General features: G+C 72.5%; 16 protein-coding genes. 4 read left to right on the top strand and 12 right to left on the bottom strand.

All coding sequences use genetic code 11. From position 1 onward, the window contains the following. Positions 1-271 precede the first annotated feature (271 nt). The 6 genes from rlmH to leuS form a co-directional block, all read right to left on the bottom strand. A complete protein-coding gene (gene rlmH, locus EIM48_RS08575; RefSeq protein WP_019399784.1) occupies positions 272-742 on the bottom strand; it encodes a 23S rRNA (pseudouridine(1915)-N(3))-methyltransferase RlmH in 471 nt (156 codons plus the stop codon). A gap of 421 nt (positions 743-1,163) precedes the next feature. After that, positions 1,164-1,577 (bottom strand): ribosome silencing factor, encoded by a 414-nt coding sequence (gene rsfS, locus EIM48_RS08570; protein ID WP_019399783.1) that lies wholly within the window; start codon positions 1,575-1,577, stop codon positions 1,164-1,166. Between the two features lie 71 nt (positions 1,578-1,648). Then, positions 1,649-2,320 (bottom strand): nicotinate-nucleotide adenylyltransferase, encoded by a 672-nt coding sequence (gene nadD, locus EIM48_RS08565; protein ID WP_125111459.1) that lies wholly within the window; start codon positions 2,318-2,320, stop codon positions 1,649-1,651. 11 nt (positions 2,321-2,331) lie between these two features. Next, positions 2,332-3,369 (bottom strand): DNA polymerase III subunit delta, encoded by a 1,038-nt coding sequence (gene holA, locus EIM48_RS08560; protein WP_125111458.1) that lies wholly within the window; start codon positions 3,367-3,369, stop codon positions 2,332-2,334. 25 nt (positions 3,370-3,394) lie between these two features. Beyond that, a complete protein-coding gene (gene lptE, locus EIM48_RS08555) occupies positions 3,395-4,024 on the bottom strand; it encodes an LPS assembly lipoprotein LptE (protein ID WP_125111457.1) in 630 nt (209 codons plus the stop codon). Between the two features lie 342 nt (positions 4,025-4,366). Beyond that, positions 4,367-7,018 (bottom strand): leucine--tRNA ligase, encoded by a 2,652-nt coding sequence (gene leuS / locus EIM48_RS08550; protein ID WP_125111456.1) that lies wholly within the window; start codon positions 7,016-7,018, stop codon positions 4,367-4,369. 250 nt (positions 7,019-7,268) lie between these two features. On the opposite strand from leuS, the gene EIM48_RS08545 reads away from it, so the two are divergent. Next, on the top strand, positions 7,269-7,520 hold the full coding sequence (locus tag EIM48_RS08545; protein WP_019399596.1) for a SemiSWEET transporter: 252 nt from the start codon (positions 7,269-7,271) through the stop codon (positions 7,518-7,520). Between the two features lie 14 nt (positions 7,521-7,534). Here EIM48_RS08545 and EIM48_RS08540 read toward each other — a convergent pair whose 3' ends face one another. After that, positions 7,535-8,152, bottom strand: a complete 618-nt coding sequence (locus tag EIM48_RS08540) for a DUF998 domain-containing protein (RefSeq protein WP_125111455.1) — start codon at positions 8,150-8,152, stop codon at positions 7,535-7,537. 192 nt (positions 8,153-8,344) lie between these two features. Here EIM48_RS08540 and trxA point away from each other — a divergent pair, with 192 nt between their 5' ends. Beyond that, a complete protein-coding gene (gene trxA / locus EIM48_RS08535) occupies positions 8,345-9,202 on the top strand; it encodes a thioredoxin (protein ID WP_125111454.1) in 858 nt (285 codons plus the stop codon). Between the two features lie 40 nt (positions 9,203-9,242). On the opposite strand, the gene EIM48_RS08530 is transcribed toward trxA, so the two are convergent. From EIM48_RS08530 to EIM48_RS08520, 3 genes are all read right to left on the bottom strand, one after another. Continuing rightward, complete coding sequence (locus EIM48_RS08530; RefSeq protein WP_125111453.1) at positions 9,243-9,971, bottom strand: LytTR family DNA-binding domain-containing protein; 729 nt, start codon at positions 9,969-9,971, stop codon at positions 9,243-9,245. After that, positions 9,968-11,191, bottom strand: coding sequence for a histidine kinase (locus EIM48_RS08525; protein WP_232211018.1), 1,224 nt, complete (start codon positions 11,189-11,191; stop codon positions 9,968-9,970). The genes EIM48_RS08530 and EIM48_RS08525 overlap by 4 nt, the downstream gene beginning before the upstream one ends. Positions 11,192-11,506: 315 nt before the next feature. After that, entirely contained in the window at positions 11,507-12,730 is a 1,224-nt protein-coding gene (locus EIM48_RS08520) for a formimidoylglutamate deiminase (protein ID WP_019399591.1), read from the bottom strand. 94 nt (positions 12,731-12,824) lie between these two features. On the opposite strand from EIM48_RS08520, the gene hutI reads away from it, so the two are divergent. Continuing rightward, a complete protein-coding gene (hutI, locus tag EIM48_RS08515; RefSeq protein WP_028915555.1) occupies positions 12,825-14,048 on the top strand; it encodes an imidazolonepropionase in 1,224 nt (407 codons plus the stop codon). Between the two features lie 78 nt (positions 14,049-14,126). Here hutI and EIM48_RS08510 read toward each other — a convergent pair whose 3' ends face one another. Further along, entirely contained in the window at positions 14,127-14,297 is a 171-nt protein-coding gene (locus EIM48_RS08510) for a 30S ribosomal protein THX (protein WP_019399589.1), read from the bottom strand. A gap of 75 nt (positions 14,298-14,372) precedes the next feature. Further along, positions 14,373-14,786 carry a MerC domain-containing protein gene (locus EIM48_RS08505; RefSeq protein ID WP_019399588.1) on the bottom strand — a complete coding sequence of 138 codons (414 nt, stop codon included), beginning with the start codon at positions 14,784-14,786 and terminating at the stop codon, positions 14,373-14,375. A gap of 79 nt (positions 14,787-14,865) precedes the next feature. On the opposite strand from EIM48_RS08505, the gene EIM48_RS08500 reads away from it, so the two are divergent. Then, complete coding sequence (locus EIM48_RS08500) at positions 14,866-17,052, top strand: TonB-dependent receptor (RefSeq protein ID WP_125111452.1); 2,187 nt, start codon at positions 14,866-14,868, stop codon at positions 17,050-17,052. Positions 17,053-17,123: the final 71 nt, after the last annotated feature.

Genomic DNA, 17,123 nt, shown 5'->3' with positions numbered 1-17,123 from the left:
CCAACCTATACCATTTCAAATAAAAATTAAAGTTACGTTACTGACTCGCAAAGGAAGCCTTGTAAGCACCACAAAGGTGCGCTATGCGCTCCCGTTTGGATATACAGAAGGCCCGCTGTAGCGCCTTTGGCGAGCAGTTCCGGCCCAATCCCCATTCAGGTGCATTCATAGCCAAAGGGAATTAGCAAGCGCATCCCAGAAACAGATCGTCCCAAACATAGAACGAACTAATGAAACGCCCCGTATGGTGGGCGCTGGGACCGGGTCGTATTCAGGCGCGGTGGTAGGGGTGGTTGGCCAGCATGGCCGCGGCGCGGTACAGCTGCTCGGCCACCACCAGGCGCACCAGCATGTGCGGCAGGGTCAGCGGGCCCAGGGACCAGGATTCGTGGGCCATGGCCCTGACCTCGGGGGCGTGCCCTTCCGGGCCGCCAATCAGGAACGCCAGGTCGCGACCCTGCTGCCGCCAGTGCTCCATGCGCGCGGCCAGCTGTTCGGACGACCAGGGCTTGCCGGGCACGTCCAGCGTGACCACGTGTGCGTTCTTCGGCAGCGCCGCCAGCACGCGCCGGCCTTCGTCCTCGATCGCCCGCTGCGGATCGCGGCCCTTGCCGCGCAGGCCCGGCTCCACTTCCACCAGTTCCAGCGGCATCCAGTGCGAGAGCCGCTTGCGGTACTCGGCGAAACCCTCGGCCACCCAGGAGGGAGCGCGTTCGCCGGTTGCGATCAGACGTGCCTTCATCGGCACATGATACGCACCACCAGGCCGCAGCCAGGCCGCACCGCGCCTGCCTGCGCAATGCACGGCCTCTCCTGCCCGCTCCCTGGCTGCCACCGGATCCGCGCGCCAGTCACGCGGCGGGAACGAGCGGCTGGCCGGGGCAGCGGAGGCCGCGGCGGGCCGGCACGCCCGATTGCGTCACACCGCCTTCCCGCGGCCGGCGGGCGTCAGGAGCGGCGGCGATCAACCCGGCACAACCCCGGCAGCGAGGCGGTTGCGGGGCCGCAGTCGCACCAGGCAGCAGGCGCATCGGCGCGCCACGCACGCGCGGGCACGCCTTCTGCACGCAGGAGCGCGACGCCCACCGGCGCAGGAACGCAAAGGCCGCGCCCAGGCGCGGCCCTTGCTTCGTGCGGTGCCGCCCGCATGCGCGGGCGCTGGATCAGCCGGCGTCGTCGACGTCCGCGGCCGAGCGCGGCTGCTGGTCGCCGACGCTCCACAGCCGCTCCAGCGCGTAGAACTCGCGCACCCGCGGCAGCATGACGTGGACGATCACGTCGCCCAGGTCCACCAGCACCCACTCGGCCTCGCGCTCGCCTTCCACGCCAAGCGGCTGCGCGCCGAGCTTCTTGGCGAACTTCACCACCTCGTCGGCGATGGACTTCACGTGGCGGGTGGATGTACCCGAGGCGATCACCAGGTGGTCGGCCACGCTGGTCTTGCCGCGCACGTCGATCTCCACGACGTCCTTGGCCTTGATCTCCTCCACCGCGGCGCGCACGGCGGCAAGCAGCTTGTCGGCGGAAGGGGGCGGCTCGGGCAGCCGGGGCTTGATGACGTGGGCCTGGTTGTTCAAGGAAGACTCGAGGTAGCTGGGGAATGGCCGGCACTTGGCCGACAGGGGTGCGGATTATACCGGCGGCGGCGTCACGTACCCGTCACGCCGTGCGCACCCTGCCCGGCACCGTACAGGCCGTGGCGGAGGATGTAGCCGGCCACTGCCGGCGGCACCATGCCCTGCCAGCCCGGATCGCCGGCGGCGATCGCGGCTCGCACCGCGCTGGCCGACTGCGGATGCAGCGGCTGCCGCAGCGGCAGGATCCGGCCGCCGGCGCCCGCGGCCAGCGCCGCCGGCGAGTCGCACCAGCGCCCTTCGGTGGCTGCCGCCAGCTCCGGTGGCAGCCCGCGGTCGACCGGCTCGTCGCCGCGACTGGCCACCACCAGGTGCGCCAGCGACAGGATCTCCCGCCACTGGTGCCACTGCGGCAGCGAGCGGAAGCTGTCGGCGCCCAGCAGCAGCGCCAGCGGCGCGTCTCCGCCGTGCAGCACGCGCAGTTCGCGCAGGGTGTCGATGGTCCAGGACGGGCCACTGCGCTCCAGCTCGCGCCGGTCCACGCGCAAGCGCCGATCGCCGGCCGCGGCCACATCGAGCATGCGCGCACGATGGTGGGCGCTGGCGCCGGGCACGGCGCGGTGCGGCGGATCGGCGGCCGGGGCCAGGGTCACCGGCACGCCGAACGCGTCGGCGGCTGCGCGGGCGATGGCCAGGTGGCCGCAGTGGACCGGATCGAAGGTGCCGCCGTACCAGAGCCTGAGCATGGCCGGCGGACTCATCCGGCGGTCGCGAGCAGCCGGGTGGCGGGGGTATCGGCGATTGCCAGCAGCAGCCGCTCCAGCAGCAGCCACGGATCGCCGGCGGCGCGGCCCTTGGCCGCGCGGTCCACGCGCGAGGCGTAGGCGGCGAACCGGTTCCAGCGCAGCGGCGCGGCGTGCCGCTGCAGGGCACGCTTGAACGGCGCCTGGCGTGCCTCCCACAGGCCTTGCGACTTCATTTCCGCGGCGAGGTTGGCGCCACGCGCCTGGGCACGGGCCAGCGCGGCGGCGCGCAGCAGCTCGCGGATCACCATCGGCATCAGCCCGGCCACCTGCTCGCCCTCGGCGCGCAAGCCGGCCAGCATGCGCCGCACCTGCGCCGCCTGGCCGGACAGCGCGGTCTCGACCAGGCGGAACACGTCGTAGCGGGCGGCGTCGGCCACCAGCGATTCCATCGTGTCCAGGTCAAGGGTCGCGCCCGGTGCCAGCAGCGCCAGCTTGTCGATCTCCTGCGCGGCAGCCAGCAGGTTGCCCTCCACCCGCTCGGCCAGGCCCTGGACCGCCTCGGGGCTGGCGCGCAGGCCGCGGTCGCGCAGCCGGCGCTCGATCCAGCCCGGCAACTCGTGCGGCTTGAGCGCCCAGGCGATGGAGACCACGCCGTGCCTGGCGACCGCTTCGTACCACTTGCCCTGGTGCGCCTTGCTCCATTCGTTGGCCACGATCAGCAGGGTTACGTCCGGCGGCGGGTTGGCGCAGAAGGCCATGATGACTTCCGAACCGGTCTTGCCCGGCTTGCCATTGGGCAGGCGCAGTTCCAGCAGGCGGCGCGAGGCGAACAGGCCGGGCGCGTCGAAGCTGGCCGATAGCGCATCCCAGTCCGGCTCGCGGCCCTCGGCCTCGAACACCTCGCGCTCGGCGCCCTCGGTGCGCGCGCGCGCGCGCACCGCGTCGGCGGCTTCCAGCACGTGCAAGGTTTCCGGGCCTGCGACCAGATAGGCCGGCTGCAGCGGCTGCTTGCCCACATGCGCGACCAGCTGTTCGGGCTTCAGCTCCATCGGGCCGGGCCTGGCTGCATCGGATTCACCGCACCGGGGCGTCGAGGGAGGCGGGCCCCTCTTCCGTCGCCCCGGCTTCGCCCGGCACGGGCGCGGCCGGCGTGGCCTCCGGCGCACGCACCGGGCGCGCGCGCGAGGGATCGGCGCGGACCACGCTGTCGAGCCGGCGCAGGATCGAGGCGGCCATCTCGCGGCGCAGCTCGTCGGCCAGGATCTCGCGCTCGCTGCTGGTGCCGGTGGCGTCCTCCGGCGGCGACACGTAGTCGCGTGCCAGTTCCACCGACTGCCGCGGCACCAGCACGGTGCCGTCGCCCAGCACCGCGGTGAACACGGTGGCGTAGCGCAGCGAGAATTCCTGGGCGCGGCCCTGCTCGTCGATCGCGATCGGCAGGTCGCCCCAGCGCTCGGACAGCACTTCCAGGCGCAGCACCTCGCCCCCGGCGGTGCCCTCGTCGGCCACCTTGGCGCCGGCGTTGCGCAGGTTGCGCTCCAGCAGGGCCACCAGCGAGCTGTACGGGGTGCTCGAGTACACCTGCACCGGCGGCGCATCGCTGGGCAGGGCGATGCGGTCGCGCAGGTGGAAGCCGCATCCGGCCAGGGCCAGGGTGGCGAGGAAGAGCAGCGCCCGGGCGGGCGGGGACGCGGTCGCAATCATGTGGAGAAGTCTGGACGAGGCCGCGACGGGCGGCAACAGGCGCGAAGCCTGACCGATTCCCCGTGAACGCCGCTTGAGAGCACCGGCGCCGGCACTGCCACCCGGATGCAATACGCGCAGCGCGGATCGGGGGATGGACGTTCAAGGCGTGGGTGCCAAGGCTCCTCCGCACCGACAGCGCCAGGCGGGAACAACCGACGCTACCTCCCCCCCCCCAGGTTGGGTGCTGTCCGCACGCAGCGCGCACGGGGGATGGAGGCATGGCAGCGGCGGGGCCCAAGGTTCCGCAAGGAACCTTGGGCAAGCGGCCGCAGGCCGCACCCGCCGTGAACATCGGCGCCGCTACGCGGCGACGATGTTCACGATCTTGCCCGGCACCACGATCACCTTGCGGATGGCCAGGCCTTCCAGGTACTTGGCCGCGTTCGGCTCGGCCTTGGCCAGGGCCTCGATCTGGTCGCGCGGGGCGTCGGCGGCGACCTCGATGGTGCCGCGCAGCTTGCCGTTGACCTGCACCGCCAGGGTCACCGCGGCGCGCACCAGCGCCGCCGGGTCGGCCTTCGGGAACGGCACGTCCTCCAGCAGCGTCTCCGGGTGGCCCAGCACCTGCCACAGCGCGTGGCTGGCGTGCGGGGTGATCGGGTTGAGCAGCAGCACCGCCGCCTCCAGCGCCTCCTGGCGCACGGCGCGGCCCTGCGGGCTGGCGTCGTCGAACTTCGAGACCGCGTTGAGCAGCTCCATCACCGCGGCGATGGCGGTGTTGAAGGCGTGGCGCACCTCGTAGTCGTGGCCCACCTTCTCGATGGTCTCGTGGGTCTTGCGCCGCAGCGCCTTCTGCCCGGCATCCAGCGCGGACACGTCCAGCGCCGGCGCGGGGCCGTCGGCGGCGTGCTTCTGCACCTGCGACCACAGCCGGCGCAGGAAGCGCGCCATGCCGTCCACGCCGGCCTCGTTCCACTCCAGCGACTGCTCCGGCGGCGCGGCGAACATCGAGAACAGGCGCACGGTGTCGGCGCCGTACTTGTCGACCATAGCCTGCGGGTCCACGCCGTTGTTCTTGGACTTGGACATCTTCTCGGTGCCGCCGACCAGCACCGGCTGGCCGTCGGCGCGCAGCACCGCGCCGGTGACGCGCCCGCGCTCGTCGCGCTGCACGTCGACGTCGGCCGGGTTGATCCAGTCCTTCGAACCGTCCGGGTTCTGCCGGTAGTAGGTGTCGGCGATGACCATGCCCTGGGTCAGCAGGTTGGTCGCCGGCTCGTCGCTGTCCACCAGGCGCGCATCGCGCAGCAGCTTGTGGAAGAAACGGAAGTACATCAGGTGCAGGATCGCGTGCTCGATGCCGCCGATGTACTGGTCGACCGGCAGCCAGTAGTTGCCGCGCTTGTCGACCATCTCCCGCGCCTTGGGCGAGGTGTAGCGTGCGTAGTACCAGCTCGACTCCATGAAGGTGTCGAAGGTGTCGGTCTCGCGCTCGGCGTCGGCGCCGCACTCCGGGCACTTGCACTTGCGCCATTCGGGATCGGCCTTGATCGGCGAGCCGACGCCGGTGAACTCCACGTCCTCCGGCAGCAGCACCGGCAGCTGGTCCTCCGGCACCGGCACCGCGCCGCACTTGTCGCAGTAGATCACCGGGATCGGGCAGCCCCAGTAGCGCTGGCGGCTCACGCCCCAGTCGCGCAGGCGGTAGTTGACCCGGCGCTGGCCGCGGCCCTGGCGCTCGAAGCGCTCGGCCAGGGCCTCGAACGCGCCGCGGTAGTCCAGGCCGTCGAACTCGCCGGAATTGACCAGCTCCAGGTCCTCCCGGGTCTTGTCGCCGTACCAGTCGCGCCAGGCCTGCGCATCCCAGGTCGCCTCGTCCTCGTTGCGCGGCGACTTGAGGCGGATCACCTGCACCTTGGGCAGGCCGTACTTGCTGGCGAACTCGAAGTCGCGCTGGTCGTGGCCGGGCACGGCCATCACCGCGCCGGTGCCGTAGCCCATCAGCACGAAGTTGGCGACCCAGATCGGCACCTGCTCGCCGGTGACCGGGTGCACCGCCTTCAGGCCGGTGTCCATGCCGCGCTTTTCCTGGGTCTCGATGTCGACCTCGGAGACGCTGCCGCGCTTGAGCTCATCCAGGAACGCCGCCAGCGCCGGATTGGCGGCGGCGGCCTTGACCGCCAGCGGATGCTCGCCGGCGATGGAAACGAAGGTCACGCCCATCAGCGTGTCCGGGCGGGTGGTGAATACCCGGATCGGCTCCAGCGCCGCGCCGGCCGCGTCGACCACCTCGAACTGGATCTCCAGGCCCTCGGAGCGGCCGATCCAGTTGCGCTGCATGGTCTTGACCGCCTCCGGCCAGCCCGGCAGCTCGTCCAGGCCGTCCAGCAGCTCCTGGGCGTAGTCGGTGATGCGCAGGAACCACTGCGGGATCTCGCGCTTCTCCACCAGCGCGCCGGAGCGCCAGCCGCGGCCGTCGATCACCTGCTCGTTGGCCAGCACGGTCTGGTCCACCGGGTCCCAGTTGACCACCGCGTTCTTGCGGTAGGCCAGGCCCTTGCGCATCAGGCGCACGAACATGCGCTGCTCGTGCACGTAGTACTCGGGCGTGCAGGTGGCGAACTCGCGCGACCAGTCGATGGCGTAACCCAGCGACTTCAGCTGGGCGCGCATGTGCTCGATGTTCTTGTAGGTCCATTTAGCCGGGGCGACCTTGTTCTTGATCGCCGCGTTTTCCGCCGGCAGGCCGAACGCGTCCCAGCCCATCGGCTGCAGCACGTTGTGGCCGGTCATGCGCTTGTAGCGGCTGATCACGTCGCCGATGGTGTAGTTGCGCACGTGGCCCATGTGCAGCGCACCGGACGGGTACGGCAGCATCGACAGGCAGTAGTACTTGGGCTTGTCGGAGGACTCGTCCACCTCAAAGGCGCGGGTCGCTTCCCAGAACGCCTGGGCGGCGGATTCGACCGGCTTGGGATCGTAGGCGGAGACGTTTTCGGGGACGGCGGACATTTGCAGTTCGCGGCGGCTGCGGCAAAGTCCGCAAGGGTACCGCAGTGCAGCATCCGGCTCCACCCGGAACGCCTGCCGCCCCGGGCGCGGAAGCCCCTTCCCGGCAGCGCCGGCTACCATCGTCCAGCCACCACCAAGGCCCGGACATGCCGACCCGGTTCCCGCCCTCCCGCCCCCGCCGCACAGCTCCCGTATTCAGGGTTTCCGGCGCGGGCGCGCGCCCCCCGCTCCCGCGTGCCGGAGAGCGGGCGTGAGCGGGCACTGGCTGGGCTTCGTGGCCGCGACCCTGACCACGGTGGCCTTCGTGCCGCAGGCGCTGAAGACCCTGCGCAGCCGCGACACCCGCGGCATTTCCCTGGGCATGTACGTGGTGTTCACCGTGGGCCTGTGCTTCTGGCTGGCCTACGGGATCGTGCTCGGCTCGTGGCCGATGATCCTGTCGAACGTGGTCACCCTGGTGCTGGCGCTGCTGATCCTGGCGCTGAAGCTGCGGCACGGCTGAGCCGCGGCCTGGGCTCAGCCGTCCGTGCCCAGCCGCGGCTGGGCCGCCGCGGCCACGCCCCAGCCCAACCAGCCGAGGATGGCCAGGCGCTGGGCCAGGGCCGGACCGATCCAGTCGCCCAGCAGGAAGGCGCCGGCCAGTACCAGCACCGCCGCGCCCAGGGAAATCGGGGCCAGGCGGCCGGCACCGCGGACCCCGCGCAGCCCCAGGGCAAGCGCGCCGCCACCCAGTACGAAGCCCAGTACCCAGGCCAGCCAGGCGAGCGCGTGCCAGCGGCTGGCACCCGCATCCAGCGCCTCCAGGTCCAGCCGCAACAGTCCCTGGGCGGCGAACGCCAGCGCACCGACCAGCAGCAGCTGCAGGCCGATCCCGGCCAGCAGCCTCGATCCGGGCGGCAGGCCGGCGCGCAGGCGCAGCACCTGCCAGGCCTGGGCCAGGCCCGGTGCCACGTAGGCGGCCAGCCCGAACGCCAGGCCGGCGCCGCCGAGCTGGCGCGCGCCCAGCAGGCCAAGCGGGTGGAGCAGGTGCGAATAACCGTCCAGGCGCGCCGCGGCGAGCACTGCCGCCACCACGCAGGCCAGGGCCGCTGCGACCGCGGCCGCGATGCGCATCCGCGCCGAAGGCGCGCTCACGCGGCGTCCCCGGCGCGTGCGGGAAACGCGGACGGCAACGGGAGGAAACGTGACATGGGGCTTGCGCGGGGCCGTGGCGGGCCGGCCATGCTCCGCCGCCAGGCCGCTAGACTGCAACCCCGGCGTGCGCCGCGCCCTTGCAAGCCACGGCCGCGGCCCCATCTGTCCACTTTCCCGATCCGGATGCCCGCAATGTCCAATCTCCCCCACGTCGTCGACGTCACCACCGACAACTTCGAGACCGAGGTGCTGCAGAAATCGCTGCAGGTGCCGGTGCTGGTTGATTTCTGGGCGACCTGGTGCGGGCCGTGCAAGTCGCTGGGCCCAATCCTGGAAAAGCTGGCCGGCGAGTACGGTGGCGCCTTCGTGCTGGCCAAGGTCGACGTGGACCAGCAGCAGCAGATCGCCGCCGCGTTCCAGATCCGCTCGGTGCCGACCGTGTTCCTGCTGGTCGGCGGGCAGCCGGTGGACGCGTTCCAGGGGGCGCTGCCGGAAGGCCAGCTGCGCCAGTTCCTGCAGCAGCACGGCATCCAGCCGCTGGCCGGCGCCGAGGCCGCCGAAGCCGACGCCGCGCCGCTGGATCCGCACGAGGAAGTGCTGCGCCTGCGCCAGGCGGTGCAGGCCGAACCGGACAAGGAAGAGCTGAAGCTCGACCTGGCCCTGGCCCTGCTGCGCACCGGCGCGGCGGACGAGGCCGGCAAGCTGCTGGACGCGCTGCCGGCCAACCTGGCCGCCGACGACCGTGCGGTGCGCGCCCGCGCGCGCCTGGGTTTCGCCGCCCTGCTCAAGGACGCGCCGGCGCAGGCCGCCCTGGAACGGGCCGTGGCCGCCGACCCGGACGACCACGCCGCCCGCCACCTGCTGGCCGTGCACCAGCTGGTCGGCGGCGATTCGGCCGCCGGCCTGGAGAACCTGCTGGAGCTGCTGCGCCGCGGCCGCGACTACCAGGACGGCCTGGCGAAGAAGGCGCTGATCGATGCCTTCCGCGTGGTCGAGGACGAAGACCTGGTCAGCCAGTACCGCCGCAGGATGGCCTCGCTGCTGTTCTGATCCATGCCGCCGGCGCGGCACCGCCGCCGCGCCGGCCGCCTCACATCCCGCGGAAGCGGTGCAGGAACGCGCCGCTGACCGGCAGCACCTCGGGATGGCCCTTCAGCCGCAGGCCGTGGCGCCCCAGTTCGTTGCGCAGCAGGCGGTCGATCGCCGCGACCCGGACCACCACGCCGCGGTGCACCTGCCAGAAGACGTCCGGGTCCAGCCCCATCAGCAGTTCCTTCAGCGGCGTGCGGATCAGCGCGTTGCCGCCGGCGGTAGCCACGCGCACGTACTTGTCCTGCGCCTGGAAGAACAGCACCTCGTCGATGCCGATCATGCGCACGCTGTCGCCGACGCTGGCGGTGATCCAGCGGATCAGCTGCCCGCCGCGCGGGCGCAGGCGCGCCTCCAGTCCGTCCAGCAGCGCCTGCAGGTCGGGGCCGCCGCCCGCGGCGCGCGGCTGCAGCGGCTTGAGCAGGTAGTGGGCGGCGCCGGCCTCGAACGCGCGCACCGCGTAATCGTCGTAGGCGGTGGTGAACACCACCAGGCCGCCATGGCCGGCCACCGCACGCGCCACGTCCATGCCGCTGGCGCCGGGCATGCGGATGTCCAGGAACGCGACCTGCGGCCGGTGCGCGGCCACCGCGTCCAGCGCCGCCTCGCCGTCCTCGCACACCGCCGCCAGCTCCAGTTCCGGCCAGGCCAGGCGCAACTGTTCGACCAGCGCGCGCCGCTGCGGCGCCTCGTCCTCGGCCACCAGGCCAACCACCTTTCCCGTGCTCACGTCCCTGCCTCCTCCAGTGCCGAACGCTCCAGCGCGATCATGGCGACCACGCCGCCGCCCTCGCGCGGCTGCAACCGCAGCGATGCCCGGCGGCCGAAACGGTGTGCCAGTTGTTCGCGCACATTGGCCAGGCCCATGCCGCTGCCAAGGCCGGGCTTGAGGCCGGCGCCGTCGTCGAGGACGCGGACCACCAGGTCCCCGCCCTCGGCCGAAGCGTCGATCTCCACCCGTCCCGGCCCTGGCCTGGGCTCGATGCCGTGCTTGACCGCGTTCTCCACCAGGGTGATCAGCAGCGCCGGCGGGAACGGCAGGCCGCGCAGCGCCTCCTCCACGCGCACCGTCCATGAAAGGCGGCCGCCCGTGCGCACCTGCATCACCGCCAGGTAGCTGGTGCAGATGTCCAGCTGCTGGCCGAGGGTCGAAAGCAGCCGGTGGTCGTCGCGCAGGCGCGGGATGGCCGTGCGCAGGAACGCGACCAGCGCGTCCAGGGCGGCCTCGGCCTGGGCCGGATCCTGGCGCACCAGCGCGCGCACCGAGGCCAGGGTGTTGAACAGGAAGTGCGGCTCGACCTGGGCCTGCAGCACGCCCAGGCGCAGGTCGGCCTCGCGCACGCGCGCGGCCATCGCCTCCAGCTCGCGCGCGTGGCGGTGCTCTTCCCAGCGCCGGCGCTCGCTGAAATACGCCGGCAGCGCCAGGCCACCACCCAACAGGGCATGCAGGATGGCCAGCCCGATCAGCTCGAGGAAGCTGCGGGCCGCGTTGAGCACCGGCCCCAGGTCCGGCGGTGGGGTCCGCTGCAGGCCATGCGCGTGGACCAGTTCCCTGATGTGGGCCGAAACCACGATGTCCACTGCGACGCCAAGCGCGATGCCAAGGAGGACCGCCGCCACCACCGCCCGGCGTTCGCGCCGCGCCGGCCAGCCACGATGGCGCACCCAGGTGGCCATTACCGGTGCCAGCATGGTGAACAGGCAGAAGAAGGCGAACTGGACCGCGGCGTAATACAGCCCGAACCAGCCATCGCGCGTGCTCAGCCCGGTCACGGTCCCGGTCAGCGTGGCAAGCAGCGCACTCATCCCGCAGAACAGCCAGGCGCGCCCGAGCAGCCAGGGCCGGCTGAACACCGGGTACTGGCGGTAGTGGCCCCAGGCCGCGTGGCTGCCCACCAGCACCTCCGGCGGCAGGACCTGCTGCAGCGGATAGTCCGCGTCGGTTTTCATCCCGTGGCTTTCCTCGACGGTCGCCGGCATTGCACAGCAGCGCCGCCGGCATGGCCCGCGGCGGCGCCAGGCGCCGGGCCACGTCCATCCGCGTGCGGCCGCCGGCGGGACAGCATGCGCGGCGTGGCGCCAGCGCATGCCCCGTTCCGCCAGGTGCGCACGGGACATGGCCGGGCCGATGCGGCAAGCGTGTCCATGCAGGCATTCCCTGCTGTCCTGGGTGCCGCCATGATCGGCGTCCAGGCCGGGCCCGTGCACGCCTGCGACGGACGCGGCCGCAGGCGCGACGAATGCCCGCCTGCGCGGCGCGGGCGCTCAGCCGGCCAGCAGGCCCGCCAGCGCCTTGCGGTAGCGCGCGGCGATCGCATCCGCGTCCACGTGGCGGCCGGCGCGCACGCGCACCTGGCCCGCCACCCGGGTCTCGGCCACCAGCGGGCGGTTGCCGGCGAACAGCCAGCGGTCGGCCAGGTCGTCCGGCGTGGCCCCGGCCAGCTGCGCGGCGCCGGCATCGAGCAGGACGAGGTCGCCGGAGGTATCCGCGAAGCCGGTGGCATCGGCCGCACTGGCGGCCACCCCGGCCAGCAGGCTGGCGCCGACGCGCGGGTGGTCCACGCTGGCGACGATGTTGCGGCGCCGCGCGCAGAGCCGCTGGCCGTATTCCAGCCAGCGCAGCTCCTCCACCGGCGACACCGACACGTGCGAATCCGAGCCGATGCCCCAGCGGCCGCCGGCATCCAGGTATTCGCGCAGCGGGAACAGCCCGTCGCCGAGGTTGGCCTCGGTGGTCGGGCAGATCGCCACGGTGGCGCCGCTGGCGGCGATGCCCTGCACCTCCCCGGCGTCCAGGTGGGTGGCGTGGACCAGGGTCCAGCGCCGGTCCACCGGGAAGCGGCGCAGCAGCCATTCCACCGGACGCTCGCCGCGCACCGCCAGGCTGGCCTCGACTTCGGGCACCTGCTCGGCGATGTGCAGGTGGATGCGCGTGTCCGCCGGCAGCGCCGCCAGCACCGCGCGCATGGCGTCCTCCGGCACCGCGCGCAGGCTGTGGAAGGCGCAGCCGACGCGCAGCATGTCGTCCTGCAGCGGGCGCAGCGCCTCCAGCAGGCGCAGGAAGCCGTCCACGTCGTGGGCGAAGCGCCGTTGCCGCGGCGACAGTGGCTCGCCGGCGAAGCCGCCGCTCATGTACAGCACCGGCAGCAGGGTCAGGCGGATGCCGGCATCGCGCGCAGCGGCGACGAGCGCGCGCGACATCGCCGCCGGATCGGCGTAGGGCGTGCCGTCGGGCTGGTGGTGCACGTAGTGGAACTCGCACACCGTGGTGTAGCCGGCCTCCAGCATCTCCGCGTACAGCTGCGCGGCCACGGCGTAGGTGCTGTCCGGATCCATGCGCGCGGCGAAGCGGTACATCAGCTCGCGCCAGGTCCAGAAGCTGTCCTGCGGATGGGTGCGGTGCTCGGCCAGCCCGGCCATCGCCCGCTGGAAGGCGTGCGAATGCAGGTTGGCGATGCCGGCCAGGGCGAAGGAGTGGTGATCGGGCATGGACGCATTGTGCCCGGCGGACCGCGGGCCGGCATGTGCGTGCGAGAATCCCGGCCATGACCGACGCGATCCCGATGGCCCGCGAGGGCTTCCGATGACCCGCCCGCCGCTGTGGGACGGCCTGCTGCTGGATGCGCGCCTGGCCACCCTCGACGGCCCCGGCTACGGCCTGGTGGAGGACGGCGCGCTGGCGTGGAAGGACGGCCGCATCGCCTGGGTCGGCCCACGCGGGGCATTGCCGGCCGGCGATGGTCCACTGGCCGCGCAGGTGCTGCAGGCCGGCGGTCGCCTGGTGACGCCGGGCCTGGTCGACTGCCACACCCACCTGGTGTTCGGTGGCAACCGCGCCGGCGAGTTCGAGCAGCGCCTGGCCGGCGCCAGCTACGAGGAGATCGCCCGCGCCGGCGGCGGCATCGTCTCCACCGTGCGCGCCACCCGTGCCGCCGATCCGGCCAGCCTGCTGGCGCAGTCGCTGCCGCGCGCCCGCGCGCTGGTGGCCGACGGCGCCACCACCGTGGAGATCAAGTCCGGCTATGGCCTGGACTTCGACAGCGAACGGCGCATGTTGCAGGTCGCGCGCCAGGTCGGCGCCAGCCTGGGCATCGAGGTGCGCACCACCTTCCTCGGCGCGCACGCGCTGCCGCCGGAGTACTCCGGCCGCGCCGACGACTACATCGCCGCGGTCTGCGAATGGTTGCCGCGGCTGCACGCCGAAGGCCTGGTCGACGCGGTGGATGCGTTCTGCGAGCGCATCGGCTTCGATGCGGCGCAGACCCGCCGGGTGTTCGAGGCCGCGCGCGCGCTCGGCCTGCCGGTGAAGCTGCACGCCGACCAGCTCAGCGACGGCGCCGGCGCGGCCCTGGTGGCGGAATTCGGCGGGCTCTCGGCCGACCATGTCGAGCACACCTCGCCCGAAGGCGTGGCGGCGATGGCACGCGCCGGCACGGTGGCCGTGCTGCTGCCCGGCGCCTTCCACGTGCTGCGCGAGACGCGGTTGCCGCCGCTGGATGCATTCCGTGCCCGGGGCGTGGCGATGGCGGTGGCCACCGACTGCAATCCCGGCACCTCGCCGCTGCAGTCGCTGCGCCTGGCCATGTCCCTGGCCTGCACCCACTTCCGGCTCACCCCGGAGGAAGCCCTGCGCGGGACCACGGTGCACGCCGCGCGTGCGCTCGGGCTGCATGATCGCGGCCGCCTGGCCGCGGGCCTGCGCGCGGACTTCGTGCTGTGGAACGCGAAGGCGCCGGCCGAACTTTGCTACTGGCTGGGCGGCAACCTGGCGGCCTCGGCCTGGAGCGGCGGCCGCCAGCTGTACTGAGGCGCGGGAAACCCTGCCCCGAAACGCAGAACGCGGCGCCAGGCGCCGCGTTCCGGGAGTACTGCTGCGAGGAGGCGATCAGCCGGCCTTGGCCACCGTCTTCTTGGCCACGGCCTTCTTCACGACGGTCTTCTTGGCCGCCGGCGCGGCCGCACCCGCCGCGGCACGGGTGCCACCATGGCGGCGCGCGTTGCCGTAGCTGGAGTTGTAGCGCTTGCCCTTGGCGGTCTTGCGGTCACCCTTGCCCATTCATTTAACTCCTTGATTTCGAATAACTTGGACGGCGCGCGGCGCGCGACAGGGCGGCAAGCCTAGCATGCGCGCTCAATGGGCGCAGCTGGCGTCATGAACATGGCCATGGTTGAGCCGCAGGTTCAGCACGTGGGCCACGCCGACCAGGGTGCCGCCGAAGGTCATCGCCACCGCATGCGGCACCGCCGCCTCGTGCAGCGGCGCGTACAGCAGCCCGGCCCACAGTGCCAGCAAGCCCGGCACGAGCAGGCCCAGCGCGCGCAGCGCACGGTGGCGGCGGTAGCTCCAGCCCAGGCTGAACACGCCCAGCAGGCTGACGAAGGCCACCAGGGTCCATTCCACCCCGTCGTCGAACCACAGCGACATGCCCAGCGCCGGCACCGCCGCCAGCAGCAGCGGCGTCAGCGCGCAATGGATCGCGCACAGCAGCGAGCCGGTGGCGGCCAGGCGATCGACGAGGCGGTGGTGGTGGTGGTGATGGGGCATGGGCGGGGGGGGGGCTGGCACCGGAATGAGCGATACATTATAACATCCGCCCTCCCGCGTCACCCCCAAGGACCTACGCATGCCCGATCCGATGCGTTCCCCCGCTTCCCGCGTCCTCGTCCGTGCGCCGCTGGCAGCCTCCATCGCGCTGGCCTGCGCGGGCCTGCCAGCCCTGGCGCTGGCCCACGACGACCCCACCGAACTGCCGGCGCTGCAGGTCACCGCCTCGCCGCTGGCCGGCGATGCGGAGACCCTGGCACGCCCGGTGGAAGTGCTGCAGGGCCAGGCCCTCGATGACGCGCGCGCCGCGACCCTGGGCGAGACCGTGGCCCGGCTGCCCGGCGTGCAGACCAGCTATTTCGGCCCGGGCGTGGGCCGTCCGATCCTGCGCGGCATGGACGGCCCGCGCGTGCAGGTGCTGGCAAGCGGGCTGGGCAGCCAGGACGCGTCCACCGTCAGCGCCGACCATGCCGCCAGCGTGGAGCCGTTCCTGGCCGACCAGATCGAGGTGCTCAAGGGCCCGGCGACCCTGCTGTTCGGCAGCGGGCCCATCGGCGGCGCGGTCAACGTGGTCGACGGCCGCATCGCCCGCGAGCTGCCCGGCGCACCGCTGTCCGGCCGCGCCGAGCTGCGCGGCAACACGGTCAACAACGAGCGCAGCGGCATGTTCCGGCTCGACGGCGCCAGCGGCGACAACCTCGTGCTGCACGTGGACGGCCTGCTGCGTGATACCGGCGACTACGACATCCCCGGCCAGGCCCACGCCGCGCACGACCACGACGCGGAGGAGGAAGGCCACGAGGCCGCGCCGGGCCGCCTGGGCAACAGCGCGATGCAGACCCGCGCCGGCGGCCTCGGATTGACCTGGCTGGGCGATGCCGGCTACCTGGGCGTGGCCGCCAGCACCTACCGCAGCGAGTACGGCATTCCGCCGGGCGCGCACGTGCACGCCGGCGACCATGGGCACGGGGAAGAGGAACACGGCGACGGGGACGCGCACGGCCAGGAAGACCACGCCCACGACGTGCGCATCGACCTGCGCCAGGACCGCCTGGAGCTGAAGGGCGGGATCTACGCACCGGCCGCGTTCCTGGAGCGGATCGACTTCCACGGCGCCTGGAGCGATTACGAACACGTGGAACTGGAAGGCGGCGAGGTCGGCACCCGCTTCACCAGCAGCGGCTACGACGCCCGCGTGCAGGCGGTGCAGAAGGAACTGGGCGGCTGGCGCGGCGCCTTCGGTTTGCAATCCGGGCGGGTCGATTTCGGCGCGGTGGGCGCCGAAGCCTTCGTGCCGGCCACGCTGACCCGCAGCCACGGCCTGTTCGTGCTGCAGGAAAAGAGCGCCGGCCCGCTGAAGATGGAATTCGGCGCGCGCCACGACCGGGTCGAGCTGGAACCGGAAGGCGGCAAGCCGCGGCGCAGCTTCGGCGCCACCAGCCTCTCGGCCTCGGCGATCTGGAAGCTGGCCCCGTCCCTGGACCTGCGCCTGGGCGTGGACCGCTCCGAGCGCGCGCCCACCCAGGAAGAGCTCTACGCCGGCGGCCTGCACGTGGCCACCGCCTCGCTGGAGGTGGGCGACGCCGGCCTGGACACCGAGTCCGCCCTGCGTGGCGAGATCGGCCTGCACGCGCACCACGAGCGCTTCGACCTGGAGCTGTCGGTGTACCGCAGCCGCTTCGACGAGTTCATCCACCTGGCCGATACCGGCGTGTCCGAGCACGAGGTGCCGGTGCGGCTGTGGACCCAGGCCGACGCGGTGTTCACCGGCGCCGAGGCCGAGGCCGTACTGCACCTGGCCGACAACGCCAGCGGCCGCTGGGATCTGCGCCTGTTTGCCGACCACGTGCGCGGCGAACTGGACGGCAGCGGCACGCGCACGGCGGCGTTCGAGGTGCCGCACGGCGACCATGCCCACGCCTACGTCGTGGAACTGGACAACCGCGGTCCGCTGCCGCGCATCGCGCCCGGGCGCTTGGGTGCAAGCCTGGCCTGGGACCTGGGCGGCTGGCGCGCCTCGCTGGGCGCGGTGCGCTACCGCGCGCAGGACCGGGTGGCAGGCAACGAGGAACCAAGCCCCGGCTACACCCTGGTCGACGCGCACCTGTCCTACGGCTGGGAACAGCCGCACGGCGGCCGCTGGGAGCTGTTCCTGGATGGCGGCAACCTGGGCGACACCGAGGCGCGTCCGCACACCTCCCTGCTGCGCGAATACGCGCCGCTGCCGGGACGCGCGGTGGCGTTCGGCGTACGCGCCTGGTTCTGACCTCGCACGATGCGCTCGCCGTCACGCTTCGGCGGCGGCGCGCTTCCATGAATACGTGCATATGCACGTAT

Source organism: Pseudoxanthomonas sp. SGNA-20 (genome assembly GCF_003931635.1).
Lineage (GTDB): Bacteria > Pseudomonadota > Gammaproteobacteria > Xanthomonadales > Xanthomonadaceae > Pseudoxanthomonas.
The sequence above is the reverse complement of the archived record's forward strand: the minus strand, read 5'-3'. Positions and strand labels throughout refer to the sequence as shown.